Source organism: Spiroplasma endosymbiont of Cantharis nigra, from assembly GCF_964019925.1.
Classification (GTDB): Bacteria; Bacillota_I; Bacilli_A; order Mycoplasmatales; family Mycoplasmataceae; genus Spiroplasma_A.
This window is the reverse complement of the sequence record NZ_OZ026470.1, coordinates 288,336-304,262: the sequence shown is the minus strand read 5'-3', so window position 1 is coordinate 304,262 and position 15,927 is coordinate 288,336. Positions and strand designations below refer to the sequence as shown.

Genomic DNA, 15,927 nt, shown 5'->3' with positions numbered 1-15,927 from the left:
AGTGAAAGGAAAGAATGAGGATGTTATATGAAAACTAGTTTAAAAACAGAACTGTTAAAAGCGCAAAAATTAGGTTATGCCTTACCTGCTTTTAATTTTGATAACCTTGAAATGATGAAAGCTATTATTGAAGCTGCTGAAGAAGAAAACTCTCCAGTAATTTTAATGGTAACTGAAAGTGCTGCTAAATATATGGGTCTTGATTATGTCTTTGCCCTTGCTTTAACAGCATGCAATAAAGCCAAAGTACCTATTGTTTTACACTGAGATCATGGCTTTGATATTACTTTAATAAAAAAAGCAATTGATGCTGGTTTCTCTAGTGTAATGCTAGATTCTTCTTTAAAACCCTTTGATGAAAATGTCAAAGAGACTTTAGATGTTGTTAATTATGCAAGAACTAAAGGTGTTGAAGTAGAGTCAGAAATTGGTCATGTTGGTGGTAAAGAAGATGATAGAAATTCAAAGTCAAATGGTTATAGTGATATTAATCAAGCAATTGAATTTAACAATTTGACAAAAGTTGATGCTTTAGCTATTGCAATTGGTACAAGTCATGGTTTATTTAAAGGCGAAATTAAATTACAATTTGACTTACTAAAAGAAATTGCTAGCAAAATTAAAACTCCCCTAGTTTTACATGGGTCTAGTCAAGTTCCATTAAAAGATTTACAAAAAGCTATAAAATTAGGAATTACAAAAATTAATATTGGCACTGATTTAAAAATAGCTTGTGCTGATGGATTAAAGCAATATTTTACAGAAAACCCAAATGACTTTGATGCCAGAAAATATGGTAGATTTGCAATTGAAAATGTAAAAAAACAAGCCATTATTAAAATTAGAGCTTTTGGTTCAAACAATAAAGCTTAAATTATTTAAAGACTATACTTTGTAATTATAAAAAGCAGATTATCAAATCTGCTTTTTATTTTTTTCAAAATAAATTGTTAAACCATACATCAATATTAATCCCAATGAACAAATCATTAAGATTAAGTAATCATAAGTATAATCATTACAATATACTGATATAGCTGTAATAAAATTAATAGAGCTAAAAACTATTCCCACAATATTTCAACTCAATGCAGTTTTTGCCTTTTCTGCTTTAATTGAATAAATACAAGCTAGAATATCAATAATGACTCACAAGCTTCACAATAACATTAACAACAGCGAAGTGATGAACTTTACACTTCAATGCATATTATCATTAACTGCCCCATTTATAGCAGTTGATATAATAATGACACTTTTAATTGATATAACAATAAAACAGAAAAATACTTTTGTATAAAAACTAATTCAAAATTTTGACATATTTTGTTCCTCCACTATTAATTTAGTGGAAAAAAATAAATAAAAATGTCATTGAAAAACAATGACATGTCTAAACTGAGTTTAAAATTTCTTTACGTTGTTTTTGATATTCTTCTAATGATATCAACTCATTTTTATATAGTTCTTGTAACTTTATTAAGCGTTTACTTGTCTTAGAGATTTTAACTCGATTTTTATTTGTAAAATACAAAACAAGAAATACGATAATTTCAACTCCTATTGTAATAGTTAAACAAATTGAAACAATTACAAAAGTGAAGATTATTGTTCCTTGAACAATACTTGCTAAAACAGAAGTAAGCAACAACCATAACATCAATATTGTGAAATTAATAATTATTAATTTTAATAAGTTAGTTAAGTTTCTATCCAAACTTACTTTTGAAGTTATCATTAAATATTCATAATCTCTTAAATTGTAATCATTAAATTCTTCTATTTTAATGATTTCTTTTTTACTTCTATCTTGGTTAGCAATAATTCCCTCTTTGATAATTTGAACACTTTTTTTAATATTGACTTTATTAATTGATCTTAAAATTAAATAGTTTGATGAAATTATTTTATTATTATCTTCTTTTGCAGCAATTTTTATTGTATAAGGATAATTTAAATAAACTAATATATCATTTTCTTTAATAAAAACTTCTTTTGTTATTTCCTTACAAAAGTCTCTTTGATTATTTGGAAAAACATTTATAGTTTGAAATTTATTACTAGAGCAGTTTTTGCATTCCTTTATAAAATGCTCACTTCTATTTAAAACAGCTCCTCTTTTTATATAAAATAAGTCTTTTAATTTCATTTTAACCTCACTAAAAAAATACTAATAAATTAATTATAAAGATTAAATTGTATAAAAAAATATTTTAAAAAAATAGTTATACATTAGTTTTTACTTATGGACTATTAAAAAATAATACGTTCTCTAATGCAACATATCTTTAGAAAATTCATTTTCAGTCATTACTGTTCCAGATTCATTAATATAAACAGTTTGTGAAAAACTATTTTTTTGTCTATCAATTGGAGTATATAGACCAAAACATACTATTGGGTACTCAATTACTTCATTCCTATCATTTCTATGAACAAACTTATTAAAAGTTAAAAATAAAACTGATTTTTGAGAATCTAATAAAGTACTTTTAGTTGAATTTCGTTGACTAATGTTTTCCCCATTTATTTCTAATGAATAATTTTCAATATCCGTTGTTAATACTGTTTTAATGTGACCAATCTCATATTCCTTATTATTATTTAAATTTTTGGTACTATAATCAAATGTTTTTCTTGACAAATTTATATTAATTTTTTCACCTAAGAATAGGTTTCCATTACTCTCATCATGAATTGTTTTTATTACAATATCTCACTTTTTTTCTTTTTCTTCTTCATGAATCATTAAAAGTTTTTCTCGTATAAATTTTCTAGCTCTATCTTCATAGACTTGCTCTTCCATTATTTTTTTTATAATAGAAAAATCAACATCTTTGCAAATATAATTTGGATTATACTTTTTAAATTCTAGTTTTTTGATATTACTAATAATACTTTTAATATTAGCTTCTTGTATTTTTTTATCAAGAATATAATTAAAAATTTGATTTCTTCCTGTCTTAGATATTTTATCTCTAATTATTTTTGCACCCTTCATTTTATTTGATTGAGTAGGATTTAATTTATTAATTGTTCTAATTTTTATAATAAAATCTTCTGCTGTCAGTCCTTCTTCATATTGATTTAATAAATCTCTTTTAAATTCTTCATACTCTTGAAACATTGAAATATAATTTGTTCATGAATCGTAACTTAAATGTACTGTTGAGAAATCAATGTACTTATTTCTATATCCATATCACCTACACATTTGCATAGCGGAATCAAACGTATTGGTACTTCTATAGAATAAAGTTGTTATTAATCCGGGCACTGTAATACCTCGAGATAATTTATATCCACCAATTGCTATCAAATATTTTTCTTCTTCATATTTATCTAATATAAATACTTTTGAGTCAGAATCTTTATTAACAAGTTCTACATTTATTTTTTCAATAATATCTTTAAAAGTGTCTCAAAATTCATTTTGATTTTCATAAAACAGATTATTTCATTTAAGATTTTTAGCAATCATTGATTTAATCATTTTTTTATATTCTTCAATACCAGAACTTTTGAACATATTAATTACTTTAAGAGTTTCGTTCTCTATATTTTTTTGTACTATATTTTTTACTTCTATATTAATCATTAAAGTTTTAAAAGATGATATTGGTGTTGAGTTTTCATATCTTATTTCTTTCAACTTTAGTAGTGTAGCTGAAACTAAATAACTTATAATAGTATTTAGAAAATTTTCATTTTTATGTAGTCCGTTAAACTCCTCAGTTTTTAATTTTTCAAATTTTGATTCATCAATAAAATAAAAAGAGTTTGATTCTTCATATTTTTGTAAATATGTGTTAAACCCTGTATATGAATCTCCCGGAGAGATTATAGAAATAAAGTTATCAGGGTATAATGAAGTATCATCGTGAGTTTTATTTCTATCGCTTAATAGATTAGCAAATGGTGTTGCAGTATAACCCACATAAGCAACTTTTCTAAAGTTATTTATTAATTCAATTATTTTTTTGTTTGTTTTAGATACGTCACTACTTTTTTTAGCTGAATTATCTTGAGAAGCTAAGTCGGCTTCGTCATCTATTATTAATGTTTTTTCATTTAATTTTTCAGAAAATGTAACGTCTTCTTTATAATCTAAAAAAAGAGTATTCAAATTATTTAAAGCATTGATATTTTTCTTTGTTATTCAAAAAGTGCTACGTTTTTCATTAACTTTATATCTATTAATATTTTTTAAATTAATCTCTCCATCAATCGTTTGATTTTCAATCTCATCACTTAATTTAAAATAATTTGCAATATTCTTTCCATCAATTTCAAAAGCCTCATTAACTCTTTCACTAGTTTGTTCTCTCATTTCATTAATTAGTCCTGTTAAAATTATTACTCTTTTATATCCTAAGTCAAATGCAGCATTCATTAATCCAATCATTGAAGAAGTTTTACCAGACTGAATATCTCCTATAACTAATCCTTTTATTTTAAAATTATCAACATCATTATTAACATTTAAATGATTTGCAATTGAAAGTGTTTCATCCTCAAGCCTTTTAATATCATTGAAAGTTCTATCACTTAAAGTTGACAAGTATTTTCTAAATAAATTTAGTTTTTCAAAGTCAACTGCTGAGTATCTTTTAATATTATTTTCCTCAAAATTAAGTAAACTATGATTTGAATATGTTGTGATAATTTCTTTAAGTAATTCTATGTCAATATCATATAAATCAGAAAAAATATCAAGTAATTCCTCATTTGTTTTTTTACTATTTTTAATACCTTTTTCCTTAAAAGCTAAATAATAAAGATATATCTCTTTTTTATCTTTCATTTTGTAATACCTTTCTTACTTCAGATTTGTTAAATCCTAATTCACTAATTAGACAATATTTTTTCTGTTCAAATGTTTTTGAAGAGCTTAATATTTTTTTTATAATTTCTGTTTTTGAGTATTTGCAAAAATATAATAAAATCTTAAAGTTATTATTTGTTGGAGAACCTATTATTTCATAGTTATAATCACAATAAAGTTGAAGATATATTAAAAGATCAAAAATGCTAATTTTAATTCTAAAACTAACTAAAAAGCTTTTTGAAAAGATACAAGAATAATTTACTATACTTTTAATTTCCTCTAAAAAATTTTTAATATTCTTAATATTATCTTTTTCTAATATATAATTCTTTAAGTAAACTTCATTGATGTTTTTAAAAAAAATTTCCTTTTTATAAATTTTTTCATTAATAACGGAGTTAATTTCAAAAAGAGAATGCTTTTTTCTAATCAAATCTATAAATTCATCTATATTTAAAAAATCTTTCATATATTTTTTTCAAAAAAATCTTTTATTTCAGATTCATTATTAATCTTTTCTATTTTTTGAATAGATATTCCTTTAAAATTATTTGCTATTGTGGCACTCCCAAAAACTATAAAATTATCTGTAATCAAAAAATTTTCATTTATTTTACACAACTCATATGCCATATCATCAAATGCTTGACATATCACCATGACATTTCTATCCTCTTTATATAAGCCAATTTTATTTGTTCATAATGTAAAATTAACATAACTACTACCTGTTTTTGATATTTTAATTTCACTTATTTTTTCAATTGAGCCCATTCCTATAAATAAATTCATATAAAGTACCTTTCTTAATAAGATATATTATAAATTAATTTTAATACTTTTTAAATATATAATATTAACATTTTTTATACTACAGAATAGATAACCTTTCTTTTGAGACTATTAGTCTCTTTAAAGTTATCTATTCTCTATTTTATTAATTATATAATAACTCTTTAAATTTAGTTTTTTTTTTTTTTTTAATTAACTTAAATATTTTTTAATTCATTTCTTGTAATATTCATTTACAGTTATATCTTCGTTTTCTATTTTTAACTCTATAGGAAAACTAGCATTTCCACCCATTAAAAATGAAATAAGTCAGTTGCTTTTTTTAAAAAAAATATCTTTTGATGTTACTTTAAATCTATTTAAATCACTTTTATCAAATATAAAATTCTCATCATTTTTTCAAAGTTTTATTATATTAGGGCTTTGAATTTTTCGTCCAAAAGCCTTAACATATGAATTTTTTAAGAGAATATAGCCATCCTTCAAAACTTTTACCCTTGCTATTTTATCATCTTCAAATTTTTTAATAAGAATTAAATCAGATTGCAGTTTCATTGCTTCAGATTTTTTTAACCTTAAATAATTATAAATAAATTCCTTTGTATTTAATTTAACATTATTAATATCAATTTCCTTATCTAATGAAATAAGATTAGAAAATTTTGATACTAAATTATTTATTAATAGTCCCTCAAATTCTCTTACATTTGAAAAATATTTTGTATTTGAAAATGTACTATTTATATTTTTATATAAGCCGCTTTCCATTATATAAATAGAGACTATTTCATTATTTTTTCTACTTATCAAAAAGATTAGGTTTTCTTCCTTCTTATTATCATAACTAACTGAAGTAATTCACTTGTAATAGCTTTTTTCTTTTATCTCATTTTTCATATTAAATGATTTCTTTAATTTTTCAAGAATTAATTGTTTTGATAATTTATCAAATACAATGTTTACTTTTAAATCTTCAAGCTTTAAATCAATTAAATTTTTTATATCTTGTTCTGTTAAAAAACAAGATAATTTATCAAATCAGTAATTCTCTCTATCAATATTATTAACTATATCCAAAACATTTAGAACCTTATTTTCAATTTTTCTTAAACCTCTTCCAAGTTGTTGTAAAAAAACAATTTTTGATTGTGTAGGTCTAAGAAAAATTAAGTTCGTAATATAAGGAATATCAATACCCTCATTAAAAATATCAACAACACAAATATAATTTATACTACCATTTTTAAAATTATCAATTACATTTTTTCTATTATTAGTATCACTTAATAATACTTCACTATAGTACCCATTACTATTTAGTAATTTATTTATATCATTTGCATGTTGCTGATTTATGCAAAAAACAACAGTCTTATTATCAACATTAGATACATATTTTTTAATACTATCAAGTAATAACAGATTTCTTTTATTTGAATTTAATTTTTTATAAATTATTTCATCATTTTTTAAATCATTTTTTAAAATAGTTTCACTATCTTGATCTCTAATAAGAAAATAATTAAATTCAGATACTAATTCTTTATTAATGGCCTCATGAATTCTCATTTCATAAAGCGGACTTCCAAATATTTTTTCAATATTTAAACCATCTGTTCTTTCCGGTGTTGCTGTTAATGCTATATTATTTATTGATTCAAAAAAATTAAATATTTTGTTAAATTGATTTACTTCTGATTCATTATTAATATGATGTGCTTCATCAAAAATGATAATTTGAAATTCATTTTTTTTAAAGTAACCCTTTTCAATTAAATTATTTAATAAACTAGTAGTTATAAATAAATTCGAGAGTTTAGATATTTCTTCCTTGCTACTTAATATCAATTGATTACTATGCTTTTCATTTTCAAATACTATAAATGCATTTTCAATTATTTCTCTTCTATGTGCAACAAAAAGTAATCTATTGTTGATGTTAGACTCTACAAAATTTTTATACATATATAAAGCAGTAATAGTTTTTCCAGTTCCAGTTGGCAAAACTATCAAATGATTTTTAGTTTTATTTTTTTCATTATTAAATAAATTGATAATCTCTTTTTGATAATCTCTCAATATTAGACTAGTTCTACTTTTTTTCAAATTATATTTATTTAAATATAATTTTTGATTTTGAAAATCATTAGGATTTAATTCATCAATGGATACTCAATTATAATCTTGTTCATCTATCATTTCATAAAATCTTTTTTGTATTTTTTCAATTGTTATTGAGTCGTGAATTAAAAAATTTCATTCTCCATGATTCATACCCTTAAAAGTAAAATTTGAAGAACCAACAATAGCTTGAGTTTTGTTATCATTTTTAAATAAATATGCTTTCATATGCAAAGGATTTTTATTTAATTCGTCAATAATCTGAATGCTTATTTCAATATTTTCTGGGTTATTATTTTTTATTTCTTTTAGATCTAACACATTAAAATTTTTGGAATCCTTATCAAAATTTGTAGTTAATATTTTAATTGACCCATCTTGATCAAAAAAAGAATTAAATTCATTTTTAAATATATTAAATGCATTTTTAGTAATAAAAGGTGAAATTATATTAATTTCTTTAGAGCTTTTTATTAGCTCTCTAAAAATATTTTTTAGTTTTTCATGGTCTTTATCCGATAAAAACATATTAAATAATTACTCCTTATTTTCCTTAAATATTCTATCTTTTGCTAACTTGTAATACTCATTTTCAATTTCAATCCCAAGAAACTTTCTTTTTAATTTTTTTGCAGCAACGCCTGTGGTGCCGCTTCCCATAAAAGGATCAATTATTAAATCACCTTCATTTGTATGTATTTCAATAATTTCTTCTAAAATTTTAAGACTTTTTTGAGTTGGATGCAATGTTTTTTCTTTACCTGAAACTACTGAAGATTGAAACTCTGCTCTCAGATATTTTGAATCTATTTTTCTATTAAAAACTCATTTTGAACTTTTTTTTACTGCTCATACTGCAAATTCAGTATCCTGAACATATCTTCTATCAATGTTTCTCGGCATAGGATTTGTTTTTTTTCATTTTATAACATCTTTTACAACTGCATTATTTTTTTCTAAAACCTCAATTATATAACTAATAAATCTATAAGAACAAAAAATTATAATACTTCCATTTTTATCAAGTATTTCAATATACTTAGGTATTCATCCATATAAATTAAAATTAGTATCTCAATCGCCAAATTTTAATCCAACCCTAGGTTTTCTTAAAGTATCAAAATTATTATCAGTAGATATATTGTATGGTGGATCAGTAATTATATGATTTGGCCTTATATTATCTTTTTTTAGTTTTTCAATATATACATATGCATCTTCATTATAAATTTTTATAAAATCACTTTCCACTTTTTCAAAATTATATTGAGATATCAAAGAATCAGCAATACATTTAGCCATTAACGGGGGCACTGCATTTCCTATTTGTTTACAGATCTCCGTTTTATTTCCATAAAAGATAAAAGTATCTGGAAAACTTTGTAATCTTGCAGCTTCCCTAGGAGTAATTGCTCTATTTAAAATTGGGTGAGAATTTCTTCCATTAGAAGGTGTATCAAATCTTGTATCAATTGTTGGACTTGGTTTATCTCAAATAAGTCTTGATCAAGTTGTATGAAACTTTTGTTTTCCCCTTAAATTCATTGGTAAACTACTTTTATCTCCTTCAGCTGGAATAAAACTTAATTTTTTTAAAGCTAATTCACTATGCTTTGTAGAAATGTGATTATATAAATTCAATGAGTTTTTTCTCATAATCTTTTGGTAACTACTTTTGGGATTTATTTTATAATCCAATATAAAATTACCTTCAGCAGAATTTAAAAACTCTAAATCAGAAATTGCTTCTCTTACAGTAATTTTTTTCTTTCCTAATTCTTTTGGCAAGCTAAGTTTTTTACTAAGTGATCCTATAATAATTGTTCTTTCTCTTATTTGGGGTACACCAAACTTAGATGAGTCCATGACTCCATAATTAATAAAATATCCTATTTCTTTAAATTTTTTTATGATTTGATCAATAAAATATCCATTACAAGAATTTATTAATGCTTTAACATTCTCAATTATAAATACTTCAGGTTTTATTTCTTTTACTATATTAAAGTATTCTAAAAATAGAAAATTTCTAGAATCTTCTAAACCTGCTTTTTTCCCCTTAAGACTAAATCCTTGACATGGAGGTCCACCTATAACCATATTTACTCCTTCACTCTTTGATAAAGAAATAATTTTTGATTTTACATGTTCACTTGTAATATCATCACATATTACCTTAACATTTTTAAAATTATTAGTAAAAGTATCCTTAGCAGACTTATTAAAATCTAAAGCTACAACTGTTTTAAAATTTTTATTTAATTCTATTCCATAAGAAAACCCACCGGCTCCACAAAAAAGATCGAGAATTTTAAACATAAAAACTCCTTTTGAGGATATTATATTTTATTCCTCACAATAATTATAATACACTAAAATATAATATTATTTAAGTTTTTCAAAAATAAAATTAACTAATTCAGCTTCACCTACTTCATCTTCAAGAAATTCATAAATAAATTTCCTAGTTCAATCAGCAATGTTTATAATTGATAAAATTATTTTCTTCTGTAAATTTTCTTCAGCTCTATTTGGAGTAAGAGCTTTGTGACATGTAGGACATAACTTAACTAGATTATCTATATGATCAAATTTTTCATTATTTGCAAAAGCTAATACATGATGAATTTCCAAATAGTAAGAATCAGAACCTTTTCTTTTAAAAGATCTTACTTTAATATTAAAATCATTATAACATCCAAAACATATATCTTCTAAGTAATTTCTTGCATAATTTACAATGCTATAATTCCTTCCCTTTGAGTCCTTTTCCTCAATTCCAAAGATTTCTTGTCTTTGATTTTGAATATCTTCAAAATCAAAATAATTATTATTTGCTACATAATTATTAATATAAAAGTTTTTTCTTTTGTATATATCTATATTAATTTTTTTTACATAATTCATAGAATTAATTAAATTACCATTTTCTTTTAATAAAAGAGCCTTATATTTATTTAATTTTTCTAAATCTTCTAAATAATTATCATAAAAATATTTTAAATTAACTCTAATTTGATCATTTCTTGTTTTTCCTTTTAGATATTGACTTTGTAAATATCTAAAATTTAAGTTTAATTGTCTTAAATCACTAATACATGTTAATAATTTAAAAATCTTATCAAAAGAATTTGGAGTCTCAAATTTTCTAAAAAAATCTATTGATATATATTTAACTGAAATATCTATAGAACCCCTTAAAGAAAAATATGAAGAAAAAATAATGCTTTCATATTCATTATCAGAATACTTATATCTTTCTTTCAAAATATTTTTATATAAAATATTTATAAAATCATCATAATTATTATAAATTGTTTTTTTAATTTTTGCTTCATGTATATATCTTCCATTTTTCAATAAGAATGGCAATCTTGTTTCTTTCACAAGAAGTTTATTATTTTCTAAATAAAAATCTTCCACTTTGTATTTTGAGTGCTTGCTTTTTTTATAGTTACTACCTATATAAAAAAATTCCTTATCTTCCTTAACAATATTAAACATAACTACGGCTAAAGTTTTTAAATTTCTTGATTTACATATATCTAGATCAGTTTTCATATTTCCCCTTATTTTAATACATATATAATAAATTATATAAGAATATAAAAAATAGTCAATTTATTATAATTATAAGTAATAGTATGAGTTGTACTGTTCCTTTTTTTCGGACACCTATATTTTATAACTAAATCTATTATTATTATTATAAAAATATTGATACATTTTCAAATTATAAATATATTCATTTACAACATTGTATTTATAATACTCCTTAATTGCTTCTCTTTTAAAAGCACTTCAAAACCTTCAATATATCCATTGTACGTTGATCTACCAATTCTAGACATACTTAAGCCAAAAACAAATCACATTGTAGCTAAGCGATATTGATAAGATTTAAATTCTGATCCATTATCAGAGTGAATAATTGAGTTTGGCTTAAATGTTCCAAATTCATTAACCATATTAAAAAATGACTCTAATACTAATTTCATACCTTTAATATTTTTAGTTACCAAACCATAAACTTTTTTAGTGTTTACATGATAAAAGGCGCAAGTGTATAGTTTGCATCCTGCTATTATTTTCTCTGTAATATCTACAGAGAAATTATCTCCATAATTTTTCAAATTTGTTTGATATTTAAATAATCTAGGATACTTACCAATTTTTTCTGGATTACCTAATTTATTCTTTTGTATTTTATAGTTGTTAGGTTTTAACTTTAGAAACTTCATTATTAGCAGAACTTTTTTATGACTACAATTTAAATCTAAATACTTCAATATTCTTCTAGATCAATAGATTTTAACTTCATTTTTATAAACATCATTAATATTCAAAACCAAAGCCCAATTAATAGCCTTAATTTTTGGTTTACCTTTTGATATTCAATCATAGTAAATACTTTTTGCTAAAACAATTAGTCTACAAAGTCTTCTAATTGCAATATTTGGGTATTTAATTGTAAAATTATAAACTACTTTTGATTTAAATGTGCTTAACTTTCACTTATTTACTTCTTTCTATCAATCATTTCTCTTAATTCTTTAAACATTTCATCTCTTAATTTTAAATCTTCATTCTCTCTTTTTGATTTTTTAAGGTCTTTTTTTAAATTTATAATCTTCTCATTATTGGCTTTAAAGGACTTTTTAAATCCACTTCTTCCATTTTCGTCATAAATTTTTATTCAGTTTTTCAATCTTGATTTATCAATTACTACTGCTTTTGAATACTGTGCTAATAACAAATTGGATTTATAAAAATTTAATACTAATTCAATTTTTTGATTTATTGAATACTTAGTCAAATTAAAACCTCTCTTCGTTCACAAATACTTTATATCAATATATAAAGTATTTTTAAAATGTGTCTGAAAAAAGGTTACACTACACTTTTTTAAGAAAATTAATTATTGTAATAAAAAAATATTTATACTAAATCTTCTTAATATTTATAACTCAAATACAACTTTTTCCTTATTTACTATTACTTTCATCTTTACGTGAGTAATATCTTTCTCACTTAATTTATTATTTAGTTTCATTTCAAAAATAAATAAGGCCAATGAGTTAATAACTTTTTCAGATAAAGAGTTAATAATTCCTCTTCCACCCATTTCTTCAATTGCCTTTTCTTGCATAATAAGATCTACAAGATTTTCTAATTCATCTTCACTATATGAAATTTTTACATTATGCTTTTTATTTAAAGCACTTATTAATTTTATTAATTTACTTTCAATTATCTCTTTAAAAATTTTTCTACTTGTAATGTAATTGAAAGGAATTATATTTTTCTTTCCAATTCTATTTAATAATTCTGGTCTTTTTAAAACATTTATAAAGTGGTCTTCAACAGCTTTAATAAAGTTTTTTCTGATTTCGTCTTGATTTGCTTTTGAGTTATTGCCAATTACTCCTATATTTGAAGTAAAAATTATAAAAGTTTCAGAAAAATCAATTAGTTCATTTTTAGAGGATGTAAGTCTACCATCTTCAAGAATTTGTAAAAATTTATCCAAAATTCTTCCATGAGCTTTTTCAACTTCATCAAATAATAAGACAGAGAAAGGATTTTCCTTTACAGCATTAGTTAATTCTCCCCCTGAATCATAACCTATATAACCTGGAGGGGCTCCTATAAGTCTTTGATCAGATTCTTCATGATTATATTCACTCATATCAAATCTAATTAACTTATTTTCATCTCCAAAAACAAGTTTTGCTATTTGTTTTGCTAATTCTGTCTTACCAGTTCCAGTTGGCCCTGAGAAAAATAAAATACCCTTAGGTTTAATAAGTTTTTCAGAATGCATAATACCATTAAGTCCTAAGCTAGCATTTATTAGAGTTTGTTTAACATTAGCAATTGCAAATTCTTGACCTTTTACTACTTTATTTAAAATATCATCAGAAGTATTTAATTGTTTCAAGTCCATCTTTTCTCATTCTGAATCTCTTTTATTAAATTGAGCTAATGAGAATAATTCTTTAAAAGTATAATTATCATCTTCTGTTTGTATTCTTGCCAGTTGCATAATTTCTTTTACAGCAAAGCCTTCTGTTAATCCAACAGCTTCATTATGTTCTTTTGAATCTGTATTAAGTTTTTCTCTATCAATTACGTTAAATGAACGATAAAATTTATTAAATATTTCTGCTCTTTCATTTTTATTAGGTTTATTAATATTAACAGAAGCAAATTCTATATTTTTTGTACTAAAATCACTTGCAATATTTCCTGTATCTCTGCTAATAAAAATTACTTTACTTAATTTATTTATGTTAATAATATCATATTGATTTTTTACATCATCTTCTAATATAGTTGATAATAAAATAGCTGCTTGTTCTACTAAATCTTTGATACTTTCTTGATTTAATAAGGTATCAGAAAAATCTATAATATAAATTTTTCTATTTAAATCTTTATCTTGAATTTCATTTTTTAAATCATTAATAAATTCTTCTAATACTTGTTTAATACTATGACTTTCAAATTCATCAAATTCATTATCTTCTTCTAATATTTCTTGTTCTCCCAAAAGAAACATTTTTCCTTTTGATGGTGAAAATTTAATAACATCCTTATAACCAATCTCTTTTGCAATTTGAATAATTTTATTATCTAAATTACAAAACTGTTTTTTAGAATCTTGATCATTTTCCAAAAAAGTATCATATACATTTCCTCCAATTAAAAGTAAATTTTTTTGTTGTATTTTAACTTTTAATTGCTCAATTGATTTTTTCATTTTATTTTTCTCTTACTTTCATTTTTTTAGCTCTTTGAATTGGTCTTGATGTAGTAGAAGTTCTTGTAATTTTTTGAGTTGCAATAAATCTCTGTTTGTTTTGTAATCCAGTAATAAACTTTTCTGCATCTGCATCACATAAGTGATCAACATAGTTACCCATTTTATAATCCATTGTTCCATTTAAACCAAAATTAATTACTATGTTATTATTTTTATTATTAATGGTTTTTAAAGAAATTACAAACTGATCAGCTACATCATCATTTGAACTTTTAAGAACTGTATATTTCTTAATCAAAGTTTTAAAACCAATTTTCTTTAATTCCTCTTCTACATCTTTTACAAGGAGAGTCGTTTTGAAAAAGTTTGATTCTATTGATTTTATTAATGCAGAGAAATCCATAATTTCAATATTAGTTTGAATTTTTTCCAAATCAGAGTATAACTTAATTTTAAATTCTTTTTCAATACCTAGATTATTTAGTTCTTTCTTTAAGCTTTCTTTATACAACTTTGCATTTGCTTGATCAAACTCTCTAAATCTAATTTTCTCTATTTCTTTATTGACTGTATTGTAAGTTATTTCAGAATTATTGGCAAATAAATTTTTAATAGCTTGATTTGCTATAAATCCATTTTGACTAATTAATTCCGCTATTTTATTTTTTTCCAGATTAATAAAATTAACTAATTCATTTTCTAAGTTTAAAGTATATTTAATATTTTGAACTTTTTTTATAATATTGTCTAATTCTAAATAATAAGCTTCAATTTGTTTATTTTTTTCTTGATTTATTATATAAAATTCACTGCTAATTGTATGAGAACCACCAATTTTTTCAATTCGTAGATTTGATTCATTTAATTGAGTATAGATATTTTCAATTTCTTTACTAAAAATATCTGTAAAATTATTTTTCTGTGCAAACTTTTCTAAATCTGCAATTTCTTTTTTAACTTGTGATAATGCTAATAGTTCATCTTTATTACATATATCAAATGTTATTGATGCATTATGACTCATAAATTTTCTCCTATACTTTCTTTTTTAAATTAACTAAGTCTATAGTTCTTTCAATATGGTCTAATTCTTTTAAGTTTTCTTCATTTTGAAGTTCTTTTCTTCCATGCACATGCTCTGATAAAAATTTGTAACTATTCTTATAAAATGAATATGTATCATCTTCTTCATAATTAGAACTCAACTGTTTAGAGAAACTTTTTTTCTTTGTAACACCTATTTTATCTTCAAATTTTTTTCTCAAATTAACAATTCTAACTGTAAATTTATCTTCAATGGGCATTTTATTCGCTTCAATTTGTTTATTTAATTCTTTATAAAAATTATCAATTCTTATATCTTTAATTGGTGATATTTCAATATTTTCTACTTCATTTTTTAAAAGATTTAAACCATCTA

At 22.8% G+C, this 15,927-nt stretch carries 14 protein-coding genes; 1 reads left to right on the top strand and 13 read right to left on the bottom strand.

The features are described 5' to 3' along the window. The first annotated feature begins 27 nt into the window (after positions 1-27). The gene (locus AACL04_RS01280; protein ID WP_339030682.1) at positions 28-873 is read left to right on the top strand and encodes a class II fructose-bisphosphate aldolase; all 846 of its coding nucleotides are present in this window, start codon (positions 28-30) and stop codon (positions 871-873) included. A gap of 39 nt (positions 874-912) precedes the next feature. Here the strand turns inward: AACL04_RS01280 and AACL04_RS01275 are convergent, their stop codons facing one another. From AACL04_RS01275 to AACL04_RS01215, 13 genes are all read right to left on the bottom strand, one after another. Further along, the gene (locus AACL04_RS01275; RefSeq protein ID WP_339030680.1) at positions 913-1,323 is read right to left on the bottom strand and encodes a hypothetical protein; all 411 of its coding nucleotides are present in this window, start codon (positions 1,321-1,323) and stop codon (positions 913-915) included. A gap of 70 nt (positions 1,324-1,393) precedes the next feature. Continuing rightward, entirely contained in the window at positions 1,394-2,149 is a 756-nt protein-coding gene (locus AACL04_RS01270) for a hypothetical protein (RefSeq protein WP_339030678.1), read from the bottom strand. 123 nt (positions 2,150-2,272) lie between these two features. Beyond that, a complete protein-coding gene (locus tag AACL04_RS01265) occupies positions 2,273-4,804 on the bottom strand; it encodes a Z1 domain-containing protein (protein WP_339030676.1) in 2,532 nt (843 codons plus the stop codon). Further along, positions 4,794-5,297, bottom strand: coding sequence for a hypothetical protein (locus tag AACL04_RS01260; RefSeq protein WP_339030674.1), 504 nt, complete (start codon positions 5,295-5,297; stop codon positions 4,794-4,796). Before AACL04_RS01260 ends, AACL04_RS01265 begins: the two co-directional genes overlap by 11 nt. Further along, positions 5,282-5,620, bottom strand: coding sequence for a hypothetical protein (locus AACL04_RS01255; protein WP_339030672.1), 339 nt, complete (start codon positions 5,618-5,620; stop codon positions 5,282-5,284). Before AACL04_RS01255 ends, AACL04_RS01260 begins: the two co-directional genes overlap by 16 nt. 192 nt (positions 5,621-5,812) lie before the next feature. Next, entirely contained in the window at positions 5,813-8,269 is a 2,457-nt protein-coding gene (locus AACL04_RS01250) for a DEAD/DEAH box helicase family protein (protein ID WP_339030670.1), read from the bottom strand. Between the two features lie 9 nt (positions 8,270-8,278). Continuing rightward, positions 8,279-10,060: a DNA (cytosine-5-)-methyltransferase gene (gene dcm, locus AACL04_RS01245; protein WP_339030668.1), complete on the bottom strand. Its 1,782-nt coding sequence runs from the start codon at positions 10,058-10,060 to the stop codon at positions 8,279-8,281. 66 nt (positions 10,061-10,126) lie between these two features. Next, positions 10,127-11,302, bottom strand: a complete 1,176-nt coding sequence (locus tag AACL04_RS01240) for an HNH endonuclease signature motif containing protein (RefSeq protein WP_339030667.1) — start codon at positions 11,300-11,302, stop codon at positions 10,127-10,129. A 188-nt stretch (positions 11,303-11,490) separates the two neighbouring features. Then, entirely contained in the window at positions 11,491-12,087 is a 597-nt protein-coding gene (locus tag AACL04_RS01235; protein WP_339030666.1) for a DDE-type integrase/transposase/recombinase, read from the bottom strand. A 173-nt stretch (positions 12,088-12,260) separates the two neighbouring features. After that, positions 12,261-12,557 carry a hypothetical protein gene (locus AACL04_RS01230; protein WP_339030664.1) on the bottom strand — a complete coding sequence of 99 codons (297 nt, stop codon included), beginning with the start codon at positions 12,555-12,557 and terminating at the stop codon, positions 12,261-12,263. A 144-nt stretch (positions 12,558-12,701) separates the two neighbouring features. Further along, a complete protein-coding gene (locus tag AACL04_RS01225; protein WP_339030663.1) occupies positions 12,702-14,504 on the bottom strand; it encodes an AAA family ATPase in 1,803 nt (600 codons plus the stop codon). A 1-nt stretch (position 14,505) separates the two neighbouring features. Then, a complete protein-coding gene (locus AACL04_RS01220) occupies positions 14,506-15,531 on the bottom strand; it encodes a hypothetical protein (RefSeq protein WP_339030661.1) in 1,026 nt (341 codons plus the stop codon). Positions 15,532-15,541: 10 nt separating this feature from the next. After that, a complete protein-coding gene (locus AACL04_RS01215; protein WP_339030660.1) occupies positions 15,542-15,811 on the bottom strand; it encodes a hypothetical protein in 270 nt (89 codons plus the stop codon). Positions 15,812-15,927 lie beyond the last annotated feature (116 nt).